The sequence below is a fragment of the Bradyrhizobium sp. MOS002 genome, assembly GCF_003020115.1.
Taxonomy (GTDB): Bacteria; Pseudomonadota; Alphaproteobacteria; order Rhizobiales; family Xanthobacteraceae; genus Bradyrhizobium.
Window position 1 is genome coordinate 515,621 of sequence record NZ_PYFX01000002.1, and the last position, 22,358, is coordinate 537,978.

20 protein-coding genes are annotated in these 22,358 nt (G+C 64.7%); 11 read left to right on the plus strand and 9 right to left on the minus strand.

Translation table 11 applies throughout. The annotated features are described in order from the left end of the window. Positions 1–23: 23 nt before the first annotated feature. Entirely contained in the window at positions 24–1,520 is a 1,497-nt protein-coding gene (locus C7G41_RS07100) for a sensor domain-containing diguanylate cyclase (RefSeq protein WP_106941881.1), read from the minus strand. Between the two features lie 144 nt (positions 1,521–1,664). Here C7G41_RS07100 and C7G41_RS07105 point away from each other — a divergent pair, with 144 nt between their 5' ends. Beyond that, positions 1,665–1,934, plus strand: a complete 270-nt coding sequence (locus C7G41_RS07105; protein ID WP_199198232.1) for a hypothetical protein — start codon at positions 1,665–1,667, stop codon at positions 1,932–1,934. 12 nt (positions 1,935–1,946) lie between these two features. Here the strand turns inward: C7G41_RS07105 and C7G41_RS07110 are convergent, their stop codons facing one another. Beyond that, a complete protein-coding gene (locus C7G41_RS07110; RefSeq protein ID WP_199198233.1) occupies positions 1,947–4,823 on the minus strand; it encodes an EAL domain-containing protein in 2,877 nt (958 codons plus the stop codon). 153 nt (positions 4,824–4,976) lie between these two features. After that, a complete protein-coding gene (locus C7G41_RS07115; RefSeq protein WP_106941884.1) occupies positions 4,977–5,975 on the minus strand; it encodes an NAD(P)H-quinone oxidoreductase in 999 nt (332 codons plus the stop codon). 111 nt (positions 5,976–6,086) lie between these two features. Here C7G41_RS07115 and C7G41_RS07120 point away from each other — a divergent pair, with 111 nt between their 5' ends. Then, complete coding sequence (locus C7G41_RS07120; RefSeq protein WP_106941885.1) at positions 6,087–6,278, plus strand: DUF1192 domain-containing protein; 192 nt, start codon at positions 6,087–6,089, stop codon at positions 6,276–6,278. Positions 6,279–6,814: 536 nt separating this feature from the next. After that, on the plus strand, positions 6,815–7,324 hold the full coding sequence (locus C7G41_RS07130; RefSeq protein ID WP_106941886.1) for a DUF1465 family protein: 510 nt from the start codon (positions 6,815–6,817) through the stop codon (positions 7,322–7,324). A 213-nt stretch (positions 7,325–7,537) separates the two neighbouring features. Here C7G41_RS07130 and rpmE read toward each other — a convergent pair whose 3' ends face one another. Beyond that, the gene (rpmE, locus tag C7G41_RS07135; RefSeq protein ID WP_008137002.1) at positions 7,538–7,765 is read right to left on the minus strand and encodes a 50S ribosomal protein L31; all 228 of its coding nucleotides are present in this window, start codon (positions 7,763–7,765) and stop codon (positions 7,538–7,540) included. Between the two features lie 228 nt (positions 7,766–7,993). Here rpmE and C7G41_RS07140 point away from each other — a divergent pair, with 228 nt between their 5' ends. From C7G41_RS07140 to C7G41_RS37305, 3 genes are all read left to right on the plus strand, one after another. Continuing rightward, a complete protein-coding gene (locus C7G41_RS07140; RefSeq protein ID WP_106941887.1) occupies positions 7,994–9,820 on the plus strand; it encodes an ABC transporter ATP-binding protein/permease in 1,827 nt (608 codons plus the stop codon). A gap of 268 nt (positions 9,821–10,088) precedes the next feature. Beyond that, positions 10,089–10,262, plus strand: a complete 174-nt coding sequence (locus C7G41_RS37685; protein WP_199198234.1) for a hypothetical protein — start codon at positions 10,089–10,091, stop codon at positions 10,260–10,262. Positions 10,263–10,408: 146 nt separating this feature from the next. Continuing rightward, positions 10,409–10,579: a hypothetical protein gene (locus C7G41_RS37305; protein WP_158267989.1), complete on the plus strand. Its 171-nt coding sequence runs from the start codon at positions 10,409–10,411 to the stop codon at positions 10,577–10,579. A gap of 12 nt (positions 10,580–10,591) precedes the next feature. Here C7G41_RS37305 and C7G41_RS07145 read toward each other — a convergent pair whose 3' ends face one another. The 4 genes from C7G41_RS07145 to C7G41_RS07160 form a co-directional block, all read right to left on the minus strand. Continuing rightward, complete coding sequence (locus C7G41_RS07145; protein ID WP_106941888.1) at positions 10,592–10,813, minus strand: hypothetical protein; 222 nt, start codon at positions 10,811–10,813, stop codon at positions 10,592–10,594. Between the two features lie 97 nt (positions 10,814–10,910). Beyond that, the gene (locus C7G41_RS07150; protein ID WP_106941889.1) at positions 10,911–11,357 is read right to left on the minus strand and encodes a GNAT family N-acetyltransferase; all 447 of its coding nucleotides are present in this window, start codon (positions 11,355–11,357) and stop codon (positions 10,911–10,913) included. Then, positions 11,357–12,385 carry a peptidoglycan -binding protein gene (locus C7G41_RS07155; protein ID WP_106941890.1) on the minus strand — a complete coding sequence of 343 codons (1,029 nt, stop codon included), beginning with the start codon at positions 12,383–12,385 and terminating at the stop codon, positions 11,357–11,359. The genes C7G41_RS07150 and C7G41_RS07155 overlap by 1 nt, the downstream gene beginning before the upstream one ends. A gap of 4 nt (positions 12,386–12,389) precedes the next feature. Beyond that, entirely contained in the window at positions 12,390–13,412 is a 1,023-nt protein-coding gene (locus C7G41_RS07160; RefSeq protein WP_199198235.1) for a flagellar motor protein MotA, read from the minus strand. Between the two features lie 202 nt (positions 13,413–13,614). On the opposite strand from C7G41_RS07160, the gene C7G41_RS07165 reads away from it, so the two are divergent. Continuing rightward, on the plus strand, positions 13,615–14,649 hold the full coding sequence (locus C7G41_RS07165; RefSeq protein ID WP_106941892.1) for a cyclopropane-fatty-acyl-phospholipid synthase family protein: 1,035 nt from the start codon (positions 13,615–13,617) through the stop codon (positions 14,647–14,649). A 27-nt stretch (positions 14,650–14,676) separates the two neighbouring features. Here the strand turns inward: C7G41_RS07165 and C7G41_RS07170 are convergent, their stop codons facing one another. Then, a complete protein-coding gene (locus tag C7G41_RS07170) occupies positions 14,677–15,327 on the minus strand; it encodes an SRPBCC family protein (RefSeq protein ID WP_158267990.1) in 651 nt (216 codons plus the stop codon). Between the two features lie 101 nt (positions 15,328–15,428). Here C7G41_RS07170 and C7G41_RS07175 point away from each other — a divergent pair, with 101 nt between their 5' ends. From C7G41_RS07175 to C7G41_RS07190, 4 genes are all read left to right on the plus strand, one after another. Continuing rightward, entirely contained in the window at positions 15,429–16,340 is a 912-nt protein-coding gene (locus tag C7G41_RS07175) for a LysR family transcriptional regulator (RefSeq protein WP_106941894.1), read from the plus strand. A gap of 261 nt (positions 16,341–16,601) precedes the next feature. Then, complete coding sequence (locus tag C7G41_RS07180; RefSeq protein ID WP_106942186.1) at positions 16,602–17,795, plus strand: efflux RND transporter periplasmic adaptor subunit; 1,194 nt, start codon at positions 16,602–16,604, stop codon at positions 17,793–17,795. A gap of 6 nt (positions 17,796–17,801) precedes the next feature. Beyond that, the gene (locus C7G41_RS07185) at positions 17,802–20,954 is read left to right on the plus strand and encodes a multidrug efflux RND transporter permease subunit (protein ID WP_106941895.1); all 3,153 of its coding nucleotides are present in this window, start codon (positions 17,802–17,804) and stop codon (positions 20,952–20,954) included. A 249-nt stretch (positions 20,955–21,203) separates the two neighbouring features. Continuing rightward, positions 21,204–22,340, plus strand: coding sequence for an AAA family ATPase (locus C7G41_RS07190; protein WP_106941896.1), 1,137 nt, complete (start codon positions 21,204–21,206; stop codon positions 22,338–22,340). The last annotated feature ends 18 nt before the right edge of the window (positions 22,341–22,358 follow it).

A 22,358-nucleotide genomic window follows, 5' to 3' on the forward strand; every position in this document is an offset into this window, starting at 1 on the left:
GACGACACCGAGGACATAATAACTTAAGCCACCAGCGACAGCTTCGGCAGGCTCGCGACCACCGACTGGTTGCGGCCGCCGGCCTTTGCGGCGTAGAGGGCCTTGTCGGCGGCGGCGACCAGCAGCGGCCAGTCCATGCCGGTGGTGGGAACGAGGCTCGCGATACCGCAGGACACCGTCGAGCTCGTGTGGTCGTCGGACCAGCCCTGCACCTTGGCGCGGATCTTCTCGGCGACATCAAGGGCGTCGGTGACCGAGGTGTCCGGCAGCAGCACGGCGAATTCCTCGCCGCCATAGCGCGCGGCGCAGTCGCCGGCGCGGCTCACCGAATCGGAAATGCAGATTGCGATGCCGACCAGCACCTGGTCGCCGGCCTGATGGCCGAACGTGTCGTTGTAGGCCTTGAAGTGATCGGCATCGATCATCAGGAGCGCGATCGGCGTCTGCTGCCGCATCGCGCGGCGCCATTCGACGTCGATCACCTGGTCGAACTTGCGGCGGTTCTTCAGGCCGGTGAGCGCGTCCGTTGTCGCCATCTCCTCTAGCTTGCGCTCGGCCTCGGCGCGCCGGCCGATCTCGCGCGCGAGCACCAGCGTCGATGCCAGCATGAACAGGCTGAGCGCCAGCACCACGGCGCCGATGCGGTAGGCTTCCCTCTGCCAGAGCTCGAACACGGCGCTCAATGGCTTGCCTGCCACCACGAATAGCGGGCTGGTCCCGCTGCTGCGGACATAGAGCCGCGGCGTGCCGTCGATCGGCCCCTGTCCGGCGAATGCGCTGCCGACCTTCAGGTTTTCGGCCTTCCAGACCGGCCGGTCGGCCAGATTCCTGCCGATCACATCGAGATCAAACGGCCGCCGCATCATGACGGTACGGTCGCGCTTGAGCACGGTGATGGTGTCGTCGGGATCGAGGCTCAGCCGCTCGAACAATTCGTGGAAATAGCTGAAGCGGATCGATCCGGCGACGACGCCGAGAAAGCCGCCGTCGGTGTCGCTGATGCGCCGGCTCATCACGATGGCATAGGCGCCGCGGAACAGCATCGGCCGGCTGATGAAGAGGCCCGTTCCGGGATTGTCGCGATGGACCTTGAAGTAATCCTCGTCGCCCCGGTTCTCGGCAACGGGATCGAGCGTCGAGGCGTCGATGGTCAGCCGGCCGTCGGCGTCGAACACCTGGATCGCGCCGAAATGCCTCGCCGTGGTCGAATGGTCGAACAGGATGAGATGACGGATCGGCTTCGAGACCGTGGCGATTTCCGGCAGCAGCATGTTGCTGGCGACCGCCTTGAGAGCCAGGTCGTAGATCTCGATGTTGCGGCTGACGTCGGACTCGATGGTCGTCGCCAGATTTTCCAGCGTCTGGCGGGCGAGCGCCTCCTCGCCGCGGCGCATGTCCAGCATGACGTTGACGCAAACGGCGGAAAAGCCGATCACCGTCACGACGGACGAGATGATCAGCAGCTTCGCCGAAAGCCGCCATGGCCGGCGGGCCGTGACGTCGCGCCATCGAGACAACATCGTTTGCTCCCGACACCAGTGAATGCACCTGAAAGCTTGAGTAGTGTTTAAGCCGGGACGGCGCTGCCGGAATGAGTTAAAAATTGGTTTCCGCGGCTCACGTTTTTGGGCAAAGCGGGCCTTCGACCAGCGAAGAGGACAGAGGTGAACGATTACGACGCGTTGCGCGATTATCTGATGCGGCAGAAGCAGGCGGAATTCGTGCTGACCTATGAACAGATCGAAGAGATCATCGGCGCGGCCCTGCCGCGCGCGGCGAATCGTGCCTCATGGTGGGACACCCTGCGCAGCCCGGATATCCAGATGCCGCAGCGCGAAGCCTGCCTCGCCGCGGGCTTTGTGGCGACGCGGATGCCGGACGGCGAGAGCGTGCGGTTCACGAAGCGAAAGAATGACCGGCGCAGGCCTGGGTGATGCGAGGGGAAGCTAGCTCGCCGCTTCCAGGCGCACTTCCGTGAGCAGGCGCATCGCGGCATCGGCGTCCATGGGCTCGCCGAAGGCAAACCCTTGCGCGTATTCGCAGCCCATCTGGTAGAGCTCGACCGCGTCGGAATCGGTCTCGGCACCTTCGGCGACCACGTCCATGCCGAGGTCGTGCGCGAGCGCGATGATGGACTTCAGGATCACCGGGCGGGTGCCGCGGTTGGTGGTGCGCACGAACGACTGGTCGATCTTGATGGTGTCGAACGGGAAGCGCTGCAGATAGGCCAGCGACGAATGGCCGGTGCCGAAATCGTCGAGCGACAGCCCGGTGCCGAGCTCGCGGATCCGCGTCAGCATCTGCGCTGCGTGCTCCGGATTCTCCATCACCAGCGATTCCGTCAATTCCAGCTTCAGCGTGCCGCGCGCGACCGAGGAGCGCGACAGCACGGTGCGGATGTCGTGGATCAGATCGTGGCGCAGCAATTGCCGCGAGGAGACGTTGACGGATGCGAAGATCGGCTCGCGCGAGCGCATCGCGCGCTGCCAGATCGAGAGCTGCTTGGCGGTCTGGTCGAGCACGAACATGCCGAGGTCGATGATCAGGCCGGTCTCTTCCGCGATGGTGATGAATTCCGACGGCGCCATGCGTCCGAGTTTGGGATGATCCCAGCGCACCAGCGCCTCGAAGCCCGCTACAGAGCGGTCTTCGAGCCGCACGATCGGCTGGTACAGGATCGTGAGCTCCTGCCGCTCGATGGCGCGGCGCAGTTCGCTCTCCAGCGTCAGCCGGTCGGTCTTTCGCGCGCGCATCGCGGCCTTGTAGACGTCGATGCGGTCGCCGCCGATGCGCTTGGAGTGATACATCGCAAGCTCGGCGTCCTTGATGATCTCGTCCGTGAGCTGAACCTGCGGATCGGACAAGGCAAGACCGATCGAAGCCGTGAGGAAGATCTCGCGTTCGTTGAAGGCGATCGGCGCGCGGATGGTCTTGCGGATGGTCTCGGCGAAGGCGGTGATGCGCGCGGGGTCCTGCTCCGAGAGCAGGATCAGCCCGAACTGGTCGCCGGCGAGCCGCGCCAGCGTATCCTGCGGCTTCAGGATGCGGGTGAGGCGGCGGGCCAGCGTCAGCAGGATGGAATCGCCGACCGCGATGCCGACGGAATCGTTGACCTGCTTGAAGCGGTCGAGGTCGATCACCATCAGCGTCGGCCGCAGCGTCGGCATGGTCTTGGCGAAATGCGCGACCGCGCCGAGCCGGTCCATGAACAGCTTGCGGTTGGGCAGGCCGGTGAGATTGTCGTGCACGGAATCGTGCAGCAGGCGCTCCTCGGCGTTGCGCAGCTCGGTGACGTCGGTGAGGGTGCCGACCACGCGCGAGACCTCGCCGTCGGAGCCGACCACCGGGCGCGCCTTCAGCGCGAACCACATGAAGTGACCGTCCGGCGTGCGCAGGCGGAAATCCTGCACCAGACGGCCGCGGCGCTGGTCGAGCACGCTGTCGAGCGCGGCGCGGAAACGGTCCTGATCGAGCGGGTGCAGCACTTCCAGCCAGGAGGCGGCCGGGCCTTCCAGCGTGCCGCGCTTGAGGCCGAGCAGGGCTTCGGTCTCGGGGCTGGTGAAGACCTTGTCGGCGGACACGTCCCAGTCCCAGATCAAGTCGCCGGAACCGGCCAGCGCCAGCGCGCGGCGCTCGATGTCGGAGACGACGCCGGTGGTGGCGCCGCCGCCGGCGAACGCATGCTGCATCACCGTGAAGCCGATCAGCATCACGATCAGCACGAGGCCGCCGAGCAGGGCCGGGCCGACGATGTCGTTGGTGACGGAGCCCGCGACCGTCATGCCGGCCGCGACCACCCAGACCACCAGCAGGAACCAGGTCGGGATCAGCAGCACCGCGCGGTCGAAGCCGTGAGTGGAGAGATAGACGATCAGCGCGAAGCCTGCGAAGGCAATCAGCACCAGCGATATGCGCGCGATGCCGGAGGCCACCGCAGGGTCGAACAGGGCCAGCGCAACGAGAGAGCCCAGGAACGCGAGCCAACCCACCGTGATGTGGGAATAGCGCACGTGCCATCGACTGAGATTGAGATAGGCGAACAGGAACACCAGCAGCGTCGCCGCCAGGATCGCCTCGCCCGCCGCGCGCCAGATGCGCTCGGCGTTGTTCGACATGTCGAGCACCTTGCCCCAGAAGCCGAAATCGACGCCGATATAGACCAGCACCGCCCAGGCCAGCGCCGCGGCGGCCGGGAACATGATGCTGCCCTTGACCACGAACAAGATGGTGAGCACGAGGGCGAGAAGGCCGGAGATGCCGATCACGATGCCCTGGTACAGCGTGAACGAATTGACCTTGTCCTTGTAGGATTCCGGCTCCCACAGATAGAGCTGCGGCAGCTTGTCGGTGCGCAGCTCTGCGACGAAGGTGACGACGGCGCCTGGATCGAGGGTGATGCGGAAGACGTCGGCGGTCGGGCTCTCCTGCCGCTCCGGCCGGTCGCCGGTCGAGGGCGTGATGGTGGCGATGCGCGACAGCCCGAGGTCGGGCCAGAGCAGCCCCGAGGAAACGATGCGGTAATGCGGGGCAACGATCAGGCGGTCGAGCTGGTCGTCGGTGTTGTTGGCGAGCGCGAACACCACCCAGTTCTGGCCGCCTTCGCGGGCGCGCACCTCGATGCGACGGACGATGCCGTCGGTGCCGGGCGCGGTGGAAACCTGGATGCGGTCGGCGTCGCTGCGCTGATGCTCGAGCACGCCGGTGAGGTCGATCGCGGGCGCGTCACCGCGGACGCTGACAGCGTCGAGCGCGCGCGCCGGGAATGCGCAGACGAGAATCATGAGGCCCAGCGCTATGGGCGCGAGGCACCTGATCAGACGCAAGGTCAGTTCTCCGCGTTCGACGCAAACTCTTCGGTGCAGGGTCTTCGGTGCACGGCTTTTCCGAACGGAACAAGGTGGTTCGGTGCGTCGCGATAGATGCCACGAAAGCAAGGAAAATCAAAGGGTTTCCGGCTTGCCCTGTGGGCCGCTGGCCTAGACCTCCAACACAATTTTGCCAATATGTGCCGAGGTTTCCATCCGCCGGTGCGCGTCGGATGCCTTTTCCAGCGGGAAAGTGCTGTCCATCAGCGGCTTGACGCGGCCTTCGCGCAAAAGCGGCATCACTTTCGCCTCGATCGCGGCCACCATCGCCGCCTTGTCCGCATTACTACGGGGGCGCAGCGTCGAGCCGGTATGGGTCAGGCGTTTCACCATCACCTTGGCGATGTTGACGGTGACCTTGGGTCCGTTGAGGGTCGCGATCTGCACGATGCGGCCATCGACCGCGGCGGCGTCATAGTTGCGATCGACATAGTCGCCGGCAACCATGTCGAGGATCAGGTTGGCGCCGGTATTGTTCGTCTCCGCCTTGACCACGGCGACGAAGTCTTCCGTCTTGTAGTTGATGGCACGATCCGCGCCGAGCTTGAGGCAGGCATCGATCTTGTCCTGCGATCCCACCGTGACGATCACCTTGGCGCCGAACGCCTTTGCGAGCTGGATCGCCATGGTGCCGATGCCGGAAGAGCCGCCATGGATCAGCAGCGTCTCGCCGGCCTTCAGCCCGCCGCGCTCGAACACATTGTGCCAGACCGTCATCAGGGTTTCCGGCAGTGCGCCGGCTTCCTTGATCGACAGCGACGGCGGCACGCTCATCGCCTGGCCGTCCTGGGCGATGCAGTATTGCGCATAACCGCCACCGGCGACCAGCGACATCACCTTGTCGCCGATCTTGTGCCGCTTGGCGTTGCTGCCGACGGCGACCACTTCGCCCGCGATCTCGAGGCCGGGCAGGTCGCTGGCGCCGGGCGGCGGCGGATAGGCGCCGGAGCGCTGCGCCACGTCGGGCCGGTTGACGCCGGCGGCCTGCACCTTGACCAGGATCTCGTCGGAGCCGGGCTGCGGCAGCGCCCGCTGTTCCGGCACCAGCACTTCCGGTCCGCCGGGTTTCGAGATGGCGACCACGGTCATTTGCGCGGGCAGCTTGTCCATGATGTGTCCTTGAGCAAAGGTGCGGGATGGAACGAGGCCATTGCTTAGCCAGCGCGGTGCAGGCTGGCAACCGCCTCAGCCGCTTGTGAAGCGAACGCAGGAGGAACCAGGATGGCGATGGAAGACGACGACCGCCCGCGCAAGAAGATCAGCCATGACATCGGACAGGACCTCTCGCTCTTGTCAGTGGAGGAACTGACCGAGCGCATCGCGCTGCTCAAGGGCGAGATCACAAGACTGGAAGAAGCCGCAACCAAGAAGCGCGCCTCGCGCGATGCGGCCAACAGTGTTTTCAAGTCGTAGAGCCACACAATAGCTGTCGTCCCGGCGGAGGCCGGGACCCATACGCCGTGCGAGCAGTTTTACGAAGACTCGGAGTTGCCGGCTCGCGCGACGACTTTTCCCTGTGGCTATGGGCCCCGGCCCCCGTGCGCAATTGCGCACTAGGCCGGGGCGACGGAGAGAGTTTGTTCCGTAGCCCACTCGGCCACTGACCGACATGGCTAACGAACCCTCAAAATAATCGCTCGTTTACTCGACATTAAGCTTTCGAGTTTATGACTGGGAACTGTCCTCGTTTGGACACCGAGTGGCTCCTGTCCACTCTGTTTGACGCCTCCCTGTTATCAACTTTCAAAGCCGCCGGTTTTCCGGCGGCTCTTTTTTTGCGCCCAGCTCCGCCTTTTTGCATCTCGCCGCGGTTGAATTTCGAGCAAAGACCCGCGGAAACCATATCCGCGCTTGTCACTGGACTCGGCGTCCCGCCCGCGCAATGATTTGTTCATCATAAGCCGGCGCCAAAGCCGGGCAGTCAGACAGTTGCGTAAGGGGCGTTAACCATGGAACGTTTGCAAGCCGAAGGCGCTCTCGTTCAACTCAGCGAGCGGTTCACCAATTCTGCGGCGTTCGGCGTCCTGTTCCGCGAGGGCATGGACCTGGTCGAAGAGACCGCCGCCTATCTCGATGGCGCCGGCCGCACCGAGGCCAAGGCGCTCGATCGCGCCGTCAGCCTCACCTATGCGACCGAGAGCATGCGCCTGACCACCCGCCTGATGCAGCTCGCCTCGTGGCTGCTGCTGCACCGCGCCGTGAAGGAAGGCGAGATGACGCTCGGCCAGGCCAACCGCGAAAAAACCAAGGTCAAGCTCTCCGCCGCCGATCCCGGCTCCACCGACACCATCGAGAAGCTGCCGTCGCAGCTCCAGGACCTGATCCATCGCTCGATGAGCCTCCAGACCCGCGTGCGCCGCCTGGACACCACCATCCACACACCGCCGGTCGATCATCCCTCGATCGGCAACCCGCTGGTGCCGCATCTCAACGCGCTGAAGGCGGCGTTCGAGCGGTAAGCGCTCAACTCAAACCGTCACCCTGAGGTGCTCGCCTCTTCGGCGAGCCTCGAAGGGCGACGGCCCGGCTGCTGCATCTTGGCCGTCCATCCTTCGAGGCCACTCGCACCTCAGGATGACGGGTCTGGTAGCGATGCGACGGTAGCTACCCAAAACAAAAAACGCCCCCGGCTCTCCGGGGGCGTTTTTCGTCTCCAGCCGCGAGGGGCCGGATCAATCCTTTTTGAGAAAGCCCGAAAACTTCTTCTGGAAGCGCGAGACGCGACCGCCGCGGTCGAGCATCTGGGCGTTGCCGCCGGTCCAGGCCGGGTGCGACTTGGGGTCGATGTCGAGGTTCAGCGTGTCGCCTTCCTTGCCCCAGGTGGAGCGGGTCAGGTACTCGGTTCCGTCGGTCATCACGACCTTAATCGTATGATAGTTCGGGTGAATTTCGGCTTTCATGGCAATTCCTCGGCGCCCCGGCGCCTCACTTGAGTGGCTATCGAATGACGGATTTGGCGGGGTCTATACCCCACGGGCCCCTGTAAAACAAGCTGTTGCAAGGTCTTGGCAAGCCTTTTGCGGGCCTTGGGGACGGACGGCCCCCTAAGGGACATCCCGGATTTGCCACTGCCGCTCGCGCGGCCTATCTGGAGCGGACTACCTCTCTTTGTCTTTTGGTCGGATCTCATGAGCGCAGTAGAACGGCTTGAAACCGGGCCCGCGGAAGCCCCGTCGATCGAGGCCGACCTGATCGAGGCGCCGGCGAAAAGCCGCGCGAAGCTGCGGCCGCTGCTGGCGCTTGCGCCCTATGTGGCGCGCTATCGCGGCCGAGCGGCGCTGGCCTTCGTGGCGCTGACGATCGCGGCGCTGACCACCCTGCTGGTGCCGGTCGCGGTGCGCAGGATGATCGATTTCGGCCTGACGCCTGAGGGCATCGAGCTGATCAACAGCTACTTCTCGGTGATGATCGCCGTCGTCGCCGTGCTCGCGCTGGCGAGTGCTGCGCGCTACTACCTCGTAATGACGATCGGCGAGCGCATCGTTGCCGATCTCAGGCGCGACGTCTTCGCTCATCTGCTGTCGCTCTCGCCGGCCTTCTTCGATTCCGCGCGCAGCGGCGAGCTGGTGTCGCGCCTGACCGCCGACACCACCCAGATCAAATCCTCCGTCGGCGCCTCGGTCTCGATCGCGCTGCGCAACCTGATGATGTTCTTCGGTGCCGCCGCGATGATGGTGATCACGAGCCCGCGGCTATCAGGCTTCGTGCTGCTGGCCATTCCGCTGATCGTGCTGCCCCTGGTCGCCTTCGGGCGCTGGGTGCGGCGGCTCTCGCGCAATGCGCAGGACACGCTGGCCGAGGCTTCCGCCTATGCGAGCGAGTTGGTCGGTGCGATCCGCACCGTGCAGGCCTATACCAGCGAGAGCCTCGCCGAGAAGCGTTTCGGCGGCGAGGTCGAGCAGGCCTATGAAGCCGCGCGCACGTCCACACAGGCGCGCGCCGTGCTCACCGCCATCATCATCTTCATCGTGTTCGCCAGCGTGGTCGCGATCCTCTGGATCGGCTCGCACGACGTGCTGACCGGCACCATCACGCCGGGCCGGCTCGGCCAGTTCGTGCTCTATGCGGCCTTTGCCGCAGCCGGCCTCGGCCAGCTCAGCGAGGTCTGGGGCGAGATCTCGGCGGCATCCGGCGCTGCCGAGCGCCTGTTCGAGATCCTGCATGTGCAGCCCGACATCACCGCGCCCGCGTCGCCGCGCGCGCTGCCGGTGCCGGCGCGCGGCGAAGTCGGCTTCGACCGCGTCAGCTTCGCCTATCCGGCGCGGCGCGATGTCAATGTGCTCGATGCCGTCTCGTTCACCGTGCGCCCCGGCGAGAAAGTTGCGATCGTCGGTCCGTCCGGCGCCGGCAAGAGCACGATCTTTCATCTGCTGTTGCGCTTCTATGATCCGCGCAGCGGCGCGATCTCGCTCGACGGCGTGCCGGTCAAATCCGCCGATCCCCGTGATTTCCGTTCGCGCATCGCGCTGGTGCCGCAGGAATCCAACGTGTTCGCGGCGAGCGCTCGCGATAACATCCGCTTCGGCCGGCCCGATGCCACCGATGCCGAGGTCGAGCGCGCCGCCGAGCTCGCGCACGCCGCCGAATTCATCCGCCGCCTGCCCGAAGGTTTCGACACCCCGCTCGGCGAGCGCGGCGTGACGCTGTCCGGCGGCCAGCGCCAGCGCATCGCGATTGCGCGTGCGATCCTGCGCGATGCGCCGCTGCTGCTGCTCGACGAAGCCACTTCCGCGCTCGATGCCGAAAGCGAGACGCTGGTGCAGACCGCGCTGGAAGAGCTGATGCGCCACCGGACCACACTCGTCATCGCGCATCGGCTAGCCACCGTGCTGTCGTGCGATCGCATCCTGGTGATGGACCAGGGCCGGATCGTCGAGCAGGGCACGCATGCGGAGCTCGTGGCTGCGAATGGACTTTATGCCAGGCTGGCGAGGTTGCAGTTCGAGGGCGCGTGAGGCGAGGCGTTCGGGACTGCTGCCCCACTCACAGTGTCATCGCCCGCGAAGGCGGGCGATCCAGTACTCCGAGACTTTAGTGATCAATCGAGAAGCTGCGGAGTACTGGATTCCCCGCCTTCGCGGGGAATGACAGCGGAGCTTTTGGCAGGCGCTTCGCTCGACAAGGTCTTCCTTCGTAGCATGCGGATCAAGGATGCTTGTCGATCTCGCGAAGAGCACGATCCAGATCGGCCGCCCTGCGCCCCTGGTGATTGGGAATACTTGAATGATCGTTCTGATCGGTCCGGTCCTCTTCATCCTCCTCATCCTGTTCGCTGTTCGACAACAAAAGCGCGGCCTTGCGGGGTGGAAGGCGGCCCTGCTTGTTATCGTGGGCACAGGCGCGATCGCTGTGTTGAGTTTCGGATTGCTCATCGTGGGCTTCCGGAATTTCGGATAGGGCACCCCACGCCGTGAGCCGGTGGATGCAACCTTGCAGTTCCGCCGGATGTGGCGCCTAATCAGGTATCGCCGGCCAAAGGCTCGTCCATAGGCGTCGGTGCCTGAGAGACAGTTCGCGCTCCCGCCTGAACGGGAGTGCGCATCATGGCCCAGCCATACAGCAAAGAGACCCGCGATCTCCTGGATCGGGCGCAGCGAGCGATCAACGAGTCGATCGAGCTTCGCGAAGAAAGCCGCCACGCGATCTTCAAAGGCAGAAGCTGGCAGGTCGAGCTTGAACTCCGCTTGAGCCGAGAGCGCATCGCGGCGAGTTGACGAATACGCCGATCACCGACACTTCGGCGACAGCGCCGGCACATTCGGCCAGGGCCAGTTCTTCCAGCTCCCGTCCTCATCGACGCAGGCCGATGGCCCAAGGCCATTCGTCGGAGCACTCGACGTCTTGACCGGCGTGGCGAAGCGCTGGTCGACATAGCTCGTCGAGACATATCCGGCGACGATGACGCCGAGCAGGACCGTAGATCCCTTGGCCAGATCGCTCAGTTTCATCGGTCAACTCCATCCGCTTGCCGGCGCACTTCTCTGGGCACAACGAATAGCTGACGTCCTGGGATCCGGACGTGACGGGCGTCACGCCCGCCAGAATCTAAGGCCGCCACATCATCTTCAGCACCGGGCGGCCCGAGGTCGGGTTCACCTCGTCGCCGGCATGCCCAAAGCCGTTGCGTTCGTAGAAGCGGATGGCGCGGGTGTTGTCCTTGTTGACCAGCAGCGTGATGCCTGATGGCGACAGGCGCTTGGCCTCATCCACCAGCAACCGCGCCGCGTCCGAACCCCAATGATCCGGATCGACAACGAGCTGGTCGAGATAGCCGTCGCCGTCGATGGTGACGAAGCCGGTCAGCGCGCCGTCCTGCTCCGCGACCACGATCGAGGCCTTCGGCACCAGGTCCTTGCGCCAGCGCTCGCGCCACCAGTCCAGGCGTGCGGCGAAGTCGATCTGCGGATAGGCCTGCTGCCAGGTGCGATGCCACAGGTCGATCGAGGCGGCCTCGTCCTCGGGACGGTAAGGGCGGAGGTGGAGGGCGCCCACTACCGCTCCGTCAGCTTCAGCTCGATGCGGCGGTTGCGCTTGTAGGCTTCCTCGGTGTTGGCGGTGTCGAGCGGCTGGAATTCGCCGAAGCCGGCGGCGACGAGGCGCTGGGCCGGCACGCCGAGCGAGACCAGATACTGCACCACCGAGATCGAGCGGGCGGCCGAGAGGTCCCAGTTCGACTTGAAGTTCGGACCGTTGACCGGGCGCACGTCGGTGTGGCCGTCGACGCGCAGCACCCAGGGGATCTCATTCGGGATCTTCTTGTCGAGCTCGATCAGCGCGGCCGCCAGCGTGTCGAGCTCGGCGCGGCCCTCGGGCAGCAGCACCGCCTGCCCGGTGTCGAAGAACACTTCGGACTGGAACACGAAGCGGTCGCCGACGATGCGGATGTCGGGGCGGTTGCCGAGGATGGCGCGCAGCCGGCCGAAGAATTCCGAGCGGTAGCGCGACAATTCCTGCACCCGCTGCGCCAGGGCGACATTCAGGCGAGACCCCAGATCGGCAATTCGATTCTGCGATTCCTTGTCGCGCTTCTCGGAGACATCGAGCGCTTCTTCCAGCGCCGCCAATTGCCGCCGCAGCGCGCTGATCTGCTGGTTCAGCACCTCGATCTGCGCCAGTGCCCGGGCCGAAACTGCTTTCTCGGAGTCCAGCGCCTTGCCGAGCTCGGAGGATTTGCCTTGCGCATCGTTGCCGGCAGCGGCGAGCCCGTCATAGAGACCCTTGATGCGGTCGCGCTCGCTCTCGGCCGAGGCGAGGCCGGCTTTCAGCGACGAGACCTGGTCGTCGAGCGTGAGCTTGCCGAGCTTCTCCAGCGACAGCAGTTCGTTGAGCTGCGCGATCTTGGCGTTGAGCTGCTCCAGTGCCTTGTCCTTGCCGGTGACCTCCTGCGACAGGAAGAACTGCACGACCAGGAACACCGACAGCAGGAACACGATCGACAGCACCAGCGTCGACAGCGCGTCGACGAAGCCGGGCCAGTAATTGAAGGAGGTATCGCCGCGGCGGCCGCGCGCCAGTGCCATGTCGCTAACCCTTCTCGGGCTGACGCGCGATGCGCTCCAGCAGGCGCCGGATCTCGCGGTTCTGCTCGCCCTGGCCGTCGGCCCATTCGCGGATCATCTGCTGCTCGGTCCGCATATGCGAGACCAGCGCCTGGATGGCCTCGGCGAGGCTTGCCATCGCTGCTGTGGTGCCGCGGCTGCCGCTGCCTTCCTCGAGCACGGAGCGCAAGCGCTCCACGACGGCCTGAAGCTCGCCGCTGGCAATGCCGCCGCCACCGCCGGCGGCGACAGCCATCTCGCCGCTGCCATATTCGCGCACGGTGGTGGCAAGCCAGTCTTCGAGGTCGGTGTAGAAACGGTTTTGCGCCTGGCTCGACTGCAGGTCGAGAAAGCCGAGGACCAGCGAGCCGGCGAGGCCGAACAGCGAGCTCGAGAACGAGATGCCCATGCCGCCGAGGGGGGCCGCCAGCCCCTCCTTCAGCGTGTCGAACAGGGCGCCGGAATCGCCCCCGACCTTGAGCCCGTCGATCACCTTGCCGACCGAGCCGACCGTCTCGATCAGGCCCCAGAAGGTGCCGAGCAGGCCGAGGAAGACCAGAAGCCCGGTCATGTAGCGGGAGATGTCGCGGGCCTCGTCGAGGCGGGTCGCGATCGAATCGAGCAGGTGCCGCATGGTGGTCTGGGTGATCGACATCCGCCCGGTGCGCTCGCCGCCGAGGATCATCGCCATCGGCGCCAGCAGCTTGGGGTGGCGGGCCGGCGCAAGACCGGGATCGGCGATGCGGAAATTGTTGACCCAGGAGACTTCGGGATACAGCCGGATCACCTGGCGGAAGGCCAGGATGATGCCGATGAACAGCACGCCGCCGATCAGGGCATTGAGCCCGGGATTGGCGAAGAAGGCCTGGATGATCTGCTTGTAGAGCACCACCCCCACCAGGGAGCAGAGCACCAGGAAGACCAGCATCCGCACCAGGAAGACGCTGGGCGAGGATAGCTTTGTGTATTCGATGTCGATGGAGGAGCGGGGCGAGGCGCCTGGCGGCATGGCCGGTATCATCCGTTAACTTGCTTGCGGGGCGCACTATGGCACAGCGCCAGCCCAAAAAAAGCGCCGGATGCGCCGATTTCGGGGACAGCTGGGGAACCCAACGCTGAAACCGGGCTTTGGTAAGGACGTACTTTGCGAATCGTCGGCATTCCACAGGTTCAAGTCGCACTTTTCCCCCTGCCCAAGACGGAGTCGTCGCATGAGCGTCGTGTCCGCGATCATCGGGACTGCCGAACGGGTGCCGCTGCCTGATGTCGTGATCCGCGCGGCGATCCAGCGCCTGTGCTCGCGCACGGTGACGCGGCTGTCGGCGCTGGGCGGGGCGGACGATGCCGCCTTCGCCGGGCGGATGATGCTGCGGCCGATCGCCGGCCACGCGGAGGCCGGCCATGACAAGGTGCCCGCTTCGTTCTTTGCGAAGGTGCTCGGTCCCAACCGCAAATACTCGTCCTGCTTCTACAAGACCGACGCGACCACATTGCAGGAGGCGGAGGAGGAGGCGCTGCGCCAGACCGCCGAGCATGCCGCTCTCGCCGACGGCCAGACCATCCTCGAGCTCGGCTGTGGCTGGGGCTCGCTGTCGCTGTGGATGGCGCGGCAGTTTCCGCACGCCAAGGTGACGGCGGTGTCGAGCTCGCAGGCGCAGCGCGCCCATATCGAGGAAGAGGCGCGGCTGCGCGGTCTCCTCAACCTGCGGGTGGTCACGGCGGACATGAACGTGTTCGCGCCCGACGGGCAATTCGACCGCATCGTCTCGGTCGAGATGTTCGAGCACGTGATGAACTGGCGCAAGCTGATGACGCGCCTGCGCGCGTGGCTCGCGCCGGAGGGGCGGTTCTTCATGCACATCGTCGCCCATCGCTCCGGCTCTCACCTGTTCGACGGGGCCGATCGCGACGACTGGATTACGCAGCACGTCTTCACGGGCGGGCTGATGCCGAGCCATCACCTCGTCAGGCAATTCGACGATCTCTTCACGATCGAGAAGGAATGGTGCTGGAGCGGCACGCATTATCAGCGCACCGCCAACGACTGGCTCGCCAATTTCGACGCGCATCGCTGTTCCATCGAAGCGGCCTTGCGCAACATCCATGGCGAGGAGACCGCCCTGCGGATGCGACGCTGGCGCTGGTTCTTTCTCGCGACCTCGGGCCTGTTCGGCTATGCCGCTGGAACCGAGTGGGGCGTCAGCCACTACCGGATGAAGGCGGCGGATGAAGGCGCGCACGCGTGAATGCCGCACACGCTCCCAGCTAACCGGTCAGTTGCCCTCAGAGACCCATTTCAACGTCGCCAGCCACAGGTCGTGGCCACGATGGAGCAGGCTCTCATCGGTCTCTCGCAGGTGCGCGGCGTCTTTGCCCACACCAACTTCATCCGTTATGACCAGGCAGCTCGTGCCTTGCGGGGCCAGATACCAGGTGTGGTAGAAGCTCGGCTTCGTCCCCGGCGCGTAACCGTACCAGCCGAGGCGCATATGCGGCACATATTCCTGCACCCTGCTCTCGATCGACAGGCCAAACGTGCTCCAGCGCCACGTCGTGCCGTCGCCCAGAACTTTCGCGCCCTCGGGAAGCTCGACGCCGTTGGAGTTCGGATACCACTGCGGCCATTTCCTGGCGTCCACGATGTGACCCCAGATCTTCTCGCATGACGCATGGATGAGAAGCTCGTTGTGCGAAAACAGATCGGCAGTTGCGGGATTGAAGCCTTCCGGCCAATGAATCTCCCGCGAGCGCATCGCGAGGTCTTGCTTCATCGTCATGATCGCTTCTTTCTTTGTGCCGGTGTGAACGGCGTTCGTTTGCGCTCCGGCAGGGACTGTGATCGAAAGCAGAGACGCCGTGGACGCGCCCAGCAGGATCCAGCGCGCGCAAGATTCAGTGCTCGGAAAGTAAAGCCGTTTCGTCATGGTCGCCTCCGCGTCTACGATGGCACACCGATGACAGGTCGTGATTGCTGATCCAATTTCCGTTATGTCAGAATAGTCATTCATATAAATCAGGAATTGCGATGCCCTTCGATGGACGGTTGCTGTCGGGTGTTACTGTCCTCTCGGCCGTGATCGAGGCCGGCACCATCGCGCGCGCGGCCGATGCGCTGGGCCTCACCGCCTCTGCGGTGAGCCGCGCCATATCGCGCCTGGAAGCGCGCGTCGGGGTCAGGCTGCTCGAACGCACGACGCGCTCGCTCTCGTTGACAGACGAGGGGCGGCGATTTTACGAGCGCGTCGGACCGCACCTTGCCGGCATCGAAGAAGCGGCGATCGAGGCATCGGGCTCCGCCGGCATCGTGCGCGGGCGGCTTCGGGTGAATGTCGATCCGTTCTTCTCGCGCATCGTCCTGTCATCCCACATCAGGGAATTCCTGGAGAAATATCCCGAAGTGTCGCTCGAGCTTCTGATGCGTGACGCGGTCGGAGATCTCGGGGCTGGCGGCTTCGATTTGGCGCTGAGGTTCGGAGACCCTCCGAACGGTTCATTGGTCGCGCGCAAGCTCGTCGAAACCCGAGTTCTCACGGTTGCGGCGCCGGCTTACGTCGCCGAGCACGGCCGGCCACGGCATCCCTCCGAGGTGGTAGACCACGATTGTATCGGTTTCTATGACGCGGCAAACCAGCGACCTTTCGATTGGGAGTTTCGCAAGGGAAAGGAGGTCCTTCCGGTCAAGGTATCCGCCCGCGTTCTGGTCTCGGACGTCGGCGCCATGCTTTCCGCTTGCGAAGCCGGCGCAGGCATCGCCCAAATTCTCCAGCTCGGCAGCAGCCACCTCGTGGAAAGCGGAGCGTTGATCAACCTGTTTCCCGAATGGTCCGGGGAGATGTTCCCGCTCTATGCGCTGTTTCCATCACGCCAGCATCAGCCCGCGAAAGTGCGGAGCTTCATCGACTTCTGCCTTGGCGTGATTGCAAGGGAGAATGCCTGAACCAGTCCGGCATAGGGAGCACACACTCTGATTGCGATCTTCTGTCGCAGCGCGTGGCGATGGAACCCGACTCACAATCTGGTGAGAGCTGAAAAACGCCCTGAACTCAGTATCATAGGCCGTGTGACATTGGGCCGCCGCAACGTGCGTTGCGTCGCAGCACGTCCGCTCTATTTTGACGCCATCGGCCGCGCGGAAATCGCCCAGAACAGGCTCCCGCGGAGCGTGATCAGTTTCAACAATATCGGGGCACCCCACTTCATGTCAGGACTTCGCGCGCGATCGGCATGCGTTGCAATGATGCTCGCGGCCTTCACGCCGCTGTTGGCAGGCTGCGACGAATCCAGTTCCGCCGTCTCAGCCGCCCAGCCCAGCGACCCTGACGTCAGCATCGTCATCGTCAAGCCGCAGCCGCGCGCCGTGGTGCGCGAGCTGCCGGGCCGCATTGCGCCGACGCGCGTCTCCGACGTGCGGCCGCGCGTCTCCGGCATCGTGGTCGAGCGCCTGTTCCGACAGGGCAGCGAGGTGAAGGCCGGCGATCCACTCTACCGCATCGATCCGCGTCCGTTCGAGGTCGAGGTGATGGCCAACGACGCCGCGGTCGCCAAGGCCGAGGCCGCGTTGATGCAGACCCAGCAGCAGGCGCGCCGCATCGCCACGCTCACCAACCAGCGCGCCGCGCCCGAAGCCGAGAACGAGAAGGCGATCGCGGCCGAGCGCCAGGCCCATGCCGAGGTCGAGGGCCGCAAGGCCGATCTCGCGCGCGCAAGACTCAATCTCGACTACGCCACCGTGCGCGCGCCGATCGACGGTGTGGTCGGTGCAGCCCTCGTCAGCGAGGGCGCGCTCGCGGTGCAGAACGAGACCAATCTGGCCACCATTCAGCAGCTCGATCCGATCTATGCGGACTTCACCCAGTCGGTGAACGAGCTCAACCAGCTCCGCCGCGCCTTCGAGAGCGGCGACCTCGAGCGCATCGCGGCCGATGCCGCCAAGGTGCGCCTGGTGCTCGACGACAACACCATCTATTCGCTCGACGGCAAGCTGCTGTTTTCGGATGCCAAGGTCGACGCCCATACCGGCCAGGTGACCCTGCGCGGCGAATTTCCCAATCCCAAGCGCGAGCTCTTGCCGGGCATGTATGTCCGCGTCCGCATCGACCAGGGCCTCGATAGCGACGCGATCGCGGTGCCGCAGCAGGCGATCCAGCGCAATGGCGGTGGCGGCAGCGAGGTGTTCGTCGTCAAGGACGACAACCACATCGCGGTGCAGCCGGTGCGCACCGGCTCGGTGCAGGACGGAATCTGGTTCGTCACCGACGGCCTGAAGGCCGGCGACAAGGTCGTGGTCGAAGGGTTCCAGAAGTTCGCCGCCGGCGACAGGGTCAAGCCGCAATCCTGGTCGGAGGCGGATGCGACCGCGGACAACCGGCACGCTCAGAAGCTGACGCGGTAACAGGTCATGGCGAGCTTCTTTATCGACAGGCCGATCTTCGCCTGGGTGGTCGCGCTGTTCATCTGTCTGGTCGGCGCAATTTCGATTCCGCTGTTGCCGATCGCGCAGTATCCGATCATCGCGCCGCCCTCGATCTCGATCTCGACCAGCTATCCCGGCGCCTCGCCCGAAAACCTCTACAACAGCGTCACCCGGCTGATCGAGGAGGAGCTCAACGGCGCCTCCGGCATCCTCAATTTCGAATCGACCAGCGACTCGCTCGGCCAGGTCGAGATCATCGCCAATTTCGTGCCGGGCACCGATACCAGCGCCGCCTCGGTCGAGGTGCAGAACCGCATCAAGCGCGTCGAGGCGCGACTGCCGCGCGCGGTGATCCAGCAGGGCATTCTGATCGAGGAAGCCTCCAGCGCGGTGCTCCAGATCATCACGCTGAACTCGACCGACGGCAGCCTCGACGAGGTCGGCCTCGGCGACTTCATGATCCGCAACGTGCTCGGCGAGATCCGCCGCATCCCCGGCGTCGGCCGCGCCACGCTCTATTCGACCGAGCGCAGCTTACGCGTCTGGGTCGATCCGGCCAAGCTGGTCGGCTATGGACTGACCGCCGACGACGTCAACAAGGCCATTGCCGCGCAGAACGCGCAGGTCGCTTCCGGCAGCATCGGCGCCGAACCGTCGACCGCGACCCAGCGCACCTCCGCGCTGGTGCTGGTCAAGGGCCAGCTCTCGTCCCCGGATGAATTCGGCACCATCATCCTGCGTGCCAATGCCGACGGCTCGACCGTGCGGCTGCGCGACGTCGCGCGCATCGAGGTCGGCGGCCTGAGTTACCAGTTCAACACCCGTCTCGACGGCAAGCCGACCGCCGGTCTTTCCGTTCTGATGTCGCCGACCGGCAATGCGCTGGCGACCGCGAGTGCCGTCGAAGAGAAGATGAAGGAGCTGTCTCGCTTCTTCCCGGCCAATATCGGCTACGAGATCCCCTACAACATCACGCCCGTGGTCGAGGCCTCGATCAAGAAGGTGCTGACGACGCTGGTCGAAGCCATCGTGCTGGTGTTCGTGGTGATGTTCGTATTCCTGCAGAACATCCGCTACACCATCATTCCGACCATCGTGGTGCCGGTGGCGCTGCTGGGCGCCTGCACCACGCTGCTGCTCGCCGGCTACTCCATCAACATGCTCTCGATGTTCGGCATGGTGCTCGCGGTCGGCATCCTCGTCGACGACGCCATCGTCGTGGTCGAGAACGTCGAACGCATCATGGCCGAGGAGGGTCTACCGCCGAAGGAAGCGACGCGGAAAGCGATGTCGCAGATCACCGGCGCCATCATCGGCATCACGCTGGTCTTGATGGCGGTGTTCGTGCCGATGGCGTTCTTCCCGGGCTCGGTCGGCATCATCTACCGCCAGTTCTCCGTGACCATGGTCGCCGCGATCGGCTTCTCCGCCTTCCTCGCGCTGTCGCTGACGCCGGCGCTGTGTGCGACCCTGCTCAAGCCCGTCGCGGCCGGTCATGGCCATGCCAAGAAGGGCGTGTTCGGCTGGTTCAACCGCATGCTCGACGGCAGCAAGGAGGGTTATTCCCGCACCGTCGGCTTCTCGCTGAAGCGCACCGGCCGCTTGATGCTGGTCTATGTCGCGCTGCTCGCCGGCCTGTCCTGGGCCTTCGTCAATCTGCCCGGCGGCTTCCTGCCGGTCGACGACCAGGGCTTCGTCACCACCGACGTGCAGACGCCGTCGGATTCGTCCTATGGCCGGACCGAGGCGGTGATCGAGAAGGTCGAGAAATACCTGGCGCAGCGCCCGGGCGTCGACAACGTCACCTTCCTCACCGGCTTCAGCTTCTCCGGCCAGGGCATGAACACCGCGCAGGCCTTCATCACCCTGAAGGACTGGTCGGAGCGCGGCCCGAAGGATTCGGCGGCCGCGATCGTCGCTGACATCAACCGCGATTTGTCGTCGACAATCCGCGACGCCAAGATCTCCGCGCTGCAGCCGCCGCCGATCGACAATCTCGGCAACTCCTCGGGCTTCTCGTTCCGCCTCCAGGACCGCGGCCAGAAGGGTTATCCGGCCTTGATGCGCGCCGCCGATCAGTTGATCGCGGAGGCCAATGCGAGCGCTGTGCTCCAGAAGGTCTATGTCGAAGGCCTGCCCGAGGCCGGCGTGGTCAATCTCGTGATCGACCGCGAAAAGGCCGGCGCCTTCGGCGTCACCTTCGAGGACATCAACAACACGATCTCGACCAATCTCGGCTCGAACTACATCAACGACTTCCCGAACCGCGGCCGCATGCAGCGCGTCGTGGTGCAGGCCGATGCCCGCGACCGCATGCGGACCGAGGACATCCTCAACTACAACGTCAAGAACAGCCGCGGCCAGCTCGTGCCGTTCTCGTCCTTTACCACCGTGGAATGGGCGCGCGGACCGACGCAGATCGCCGGCTTCAACTATTATCCGGCTGTGCGCATCTCGGGCGAGGCGAAACCCGGCTTCACCTCGGGCGATGCCATCGCCGAGATGGAACGGCTCGCAGGCAAGCTGCCGCGCGGCTTCGGCTATGAATGGACCGGGCAGTCGCTCCAGGAAAAGCTGTCGGGCTCGCAGGCACCGTTCCTGCTCGGGCTCTCGGTCTTCGTGGTGTTCCTGTGTCTGGCTGCGCTTTACGAGAGCTGGACCATTCCGCTCGCGGTGCTGCTCACTGTGCCGCTCGGCATCGTCGGCGCGGTGGTCGCGGCGATGCTGCGCGGCCTGCCCAACGACGTCTATTTCACCGTCGGCCTGATCACCATCATTGGCCTTGCGGCCAAGGACGCGATCCTCATCATCGAGTTCGCCAAGGATTTGCGGAAAGAAGGCAAGCCGCTGGTGGACGCCACCATCGAGGCCTGTCGCCTGCGCTTCCGCCCGATCCTGATGACCGGCCTCGCCTTCATCTGCGGCGTGCTGCCGATGGCCATTGCGCATGGCGCCGGCGGCGCCAGCCAGCAGGCGCTCGGCAGCATCGTGATGGGCGGCATGATCGCGGTGGTGATTTTGGCGCTGCTGATGGTGCCGGTGTTCTTCGTCTCGGTGCAACGCGTGCTGGGCGGGGATCGGGAGAAGGTGGCGAAGAAGGCCGAGATGTATGGGCCGCCGGCGCCGGCCAAGCTGTAAGGTGAGGTGTCATGCCCCGCGAAGGCGGGGCATCCAGTACGCCGCGGCCTTTCCGTATCCAACAGACGTCTCTGGAATACTGGATCATCCGCCTTCGCGGATGATGACCGTCGGGCTTGGCGCGTCGGCCACTGAACGCCGGATCGGTCGGCTTGATTTCTCGGAGGCCTCAATCCAGACTGCATCCCTGGATTGAAACAACGTATTCGCACCGCGCCGCGAATGCATAGGCACCCGCCGAGAGCAGTCATGCGTCCGACCGACATTGCGATCTCGAACTATCGCTCCATTCGGCGGCTCTCCATACCCATCCATCCCTTGTCGGTGTTTGTTGGCGAAAATGGAGTCGGCAAATCCAATCTCTACAAGTCCCTGTCGCTGTTGCGCGACGCGGCGACCGGTCAGATCACCCGCACGGTCGCCGATGAAGGCGGATTGAATTCGGTCTGCTGGTCCGGCCTACGCAAACGAGGCGAAGACGGGCGGCTGCGGCTGTCGGCCACATTCGACAGCATGAGCTATTCCATCGAGCTCGGATTTCCCAGCCCGCTTCAGGCCGCATTTTCCGGCGAGCCGATGATCAAGGCCGAAACTATCGAGGCGACTCACGGCAAACGAAGGGTCAAGCTGATGGAGCGCGTCAATTCGCTCATCAGCGTCCGCGGCGAGAGCGGCGCCTGGAACGCTCACAAGGATGCGGTGCTGCCGTCAGAGACCGCGCTAGCGGCTTTTTCCGACGGCAAGGAATGCCCGGAAATCGATCTGATCAGAAATGCGATGCTGGGTTGGCGATTCTATCATGACTTTCGCACTGATCCGGCGTCACCGATACGAAAGCCCTGTCTGGCCATCGCAACGCCCTCGCTCAGCGCCGATGGAATCGATTTGGCTGCCACCCTGGCGACCCTCTATGTCATTCGGGAAGACGCCAACGACCTGCAGGACGCAATCCAGGATGCCTTCCCGGGCGCCGAACTCCGCGCATGGGAACAAAATGGCAGGTGTGAATTCGATCTGCAACTGGAGGACATGCCGCGGCCGTTCAGGGCTCACGAATTGTCCGATGGGACGCTGAAATACATCTGCCTGCTCGCAGTGTTCATGGGTTACCGGCTGCCGCCGTTCATCGCGCTGAACGAACCCGAGACCAGCCTGCATCCCTTGCTGCTGGCGCCGCTCGCCCGGCTCATCGCCAAGGCATCACGCCGCGCCGACATCTGGATCGTCACCCATTCGGAACAGCTGATGGACGCGCTGCGAAGCGAGAGCTCGGTCCCGCTCCGCCGGGTGATCAAGTCGAAAGGTGCCACGGCGATCGAGGGCCTGACCATCGGCGGTGAATATCGCGATGACGAATCCGACGACGAGGACGACGAGGATTCTTAACCGTCGAGCCGCGTGCTG

Excerpts from the sequence above, each read along its gene's own strand:
- C7G41_RS07100 (WP_106941881.1), bottom strand. The coding sequence starts at position 1,520 with ATGTTGTCTCGATGGCGCGACGTCACGGCCCGCCGGCCATGGCGGCTT.
- C7G41_RS07115 (WP_106941884.1), bottom strand. The coding sequence starts at position 5,975 with ATGGACAAGCTGCCCGCGCAAATGACCGTGGTCGCCATCTCGAAACCC.
- C7G41_RS07120 (WP_106941885.1), top strand. The coding sequence starts at position 6,087 with ATGGCGATGGAAGACGACGACCGCCCGCGCAAGAAGATCAGCCATGAC.
- C7G41_RS07130 (WP_106941886.1), top strand. The coding sequence starts at position 6,815 with ATGGAACGTTTGCAAGCCGAAGGCGCTCTCGTTCAACTCAGCGAGCGG.
- rpmE (WP_008137002.1), bottom strand. The coding sequence starts at position 7,765 with ATGAAAGCCGAAATTCACCCGAACTATCATACGATTAAGGTCGTGATG.
- C7G41_RS07140 (WP_106941887.1), top strand. The coding sequence starts at position 7,994 with ATGAGCGCAGTAGAACGGCTTGAAACCGGGCCCGCGGAAGCCCCGTCG.
- C7G41_RS37685 (WP_199198234.1), top strand. The coding sequence starts at position 10,089 with ATGATCGTTCTGATCGGTCCGGTCCTCTTCATCCTCCTCATCCTGTTC.
- C7G41_RS37305 (WP_158267989.1), top strand. The coding sequence starts at position 10,409 with ATGGCCCAGCCATACAGCAAAGAGACCCGCGATCTCCTGGATCGGGCG.
- C7G41_RS07145 (WP_106941888.1), bottom strand. The coding sequence starts at position 10,813 with ATGAAACTGAGCGATCTGGCCAAGGGATCTACGGTCCTGCTCGGCGTC.
- C7G41_RS07155 (WP_106941890.1), bottom strand. The coding sequence starts at position 12,385 with ATGGCACTGGCGCGCGGCCGCCGCGGCGATACCTCCTTCAATTACTGG.
- C7G41_RS07160 (WP_199198235.1), bottom strand. The coding sequence starts at position 13,412 with ATGCCGCCAGGCGCCTCGCCCCGCTCCTCCATCGACATCGAATACACA.
- C7G41_RS07165 (WP_106941892.1), top strand. The coding sequence starts at position 13,615 with ATGAGCGTCGTGTCCGCGATCATCGGGACTGCCGAACGGGTGCCGCTG.
- C7G41_RS07170 (WP_158267990.1), bottom strand. The coding sequence starts at position 15,327 with ATGACGAAACGGCTTTACTTTCCGAGCACTGAATCTTGCGCGCGCTGG.
- C7G41_RS07175 (WP_106941894.1), top strand. The coding sequence starts at position 15,429 with ATGCCCTTCGATGGACGGTTGCTGTCGGGTGTTACTGTCCTCTCGGCC.
- C7G41_RS07180 (WP_106942186.1), top strand. The coding sequence starts at position 16,602 with ATGTCAGGACTTCGCGCGCGATCGGCATGCGTTGCAATGATGCTCGCG.
- C7G41_RS07185 (WP_106941895.1), top strand. The coding sequence starts at position 17,802 with ATGGCGAGCTTCTTTATCGACAGGCCGATCTTCGCCTGGGTGGTCGCG.
- C7G41_RS07190 (WP_106941896.1), top strand. The coding sequence starts at position 21,204 with ATGCGTCCGACCGACATTGCGATCTCGAACTATCGCTCCATTCGGCGG.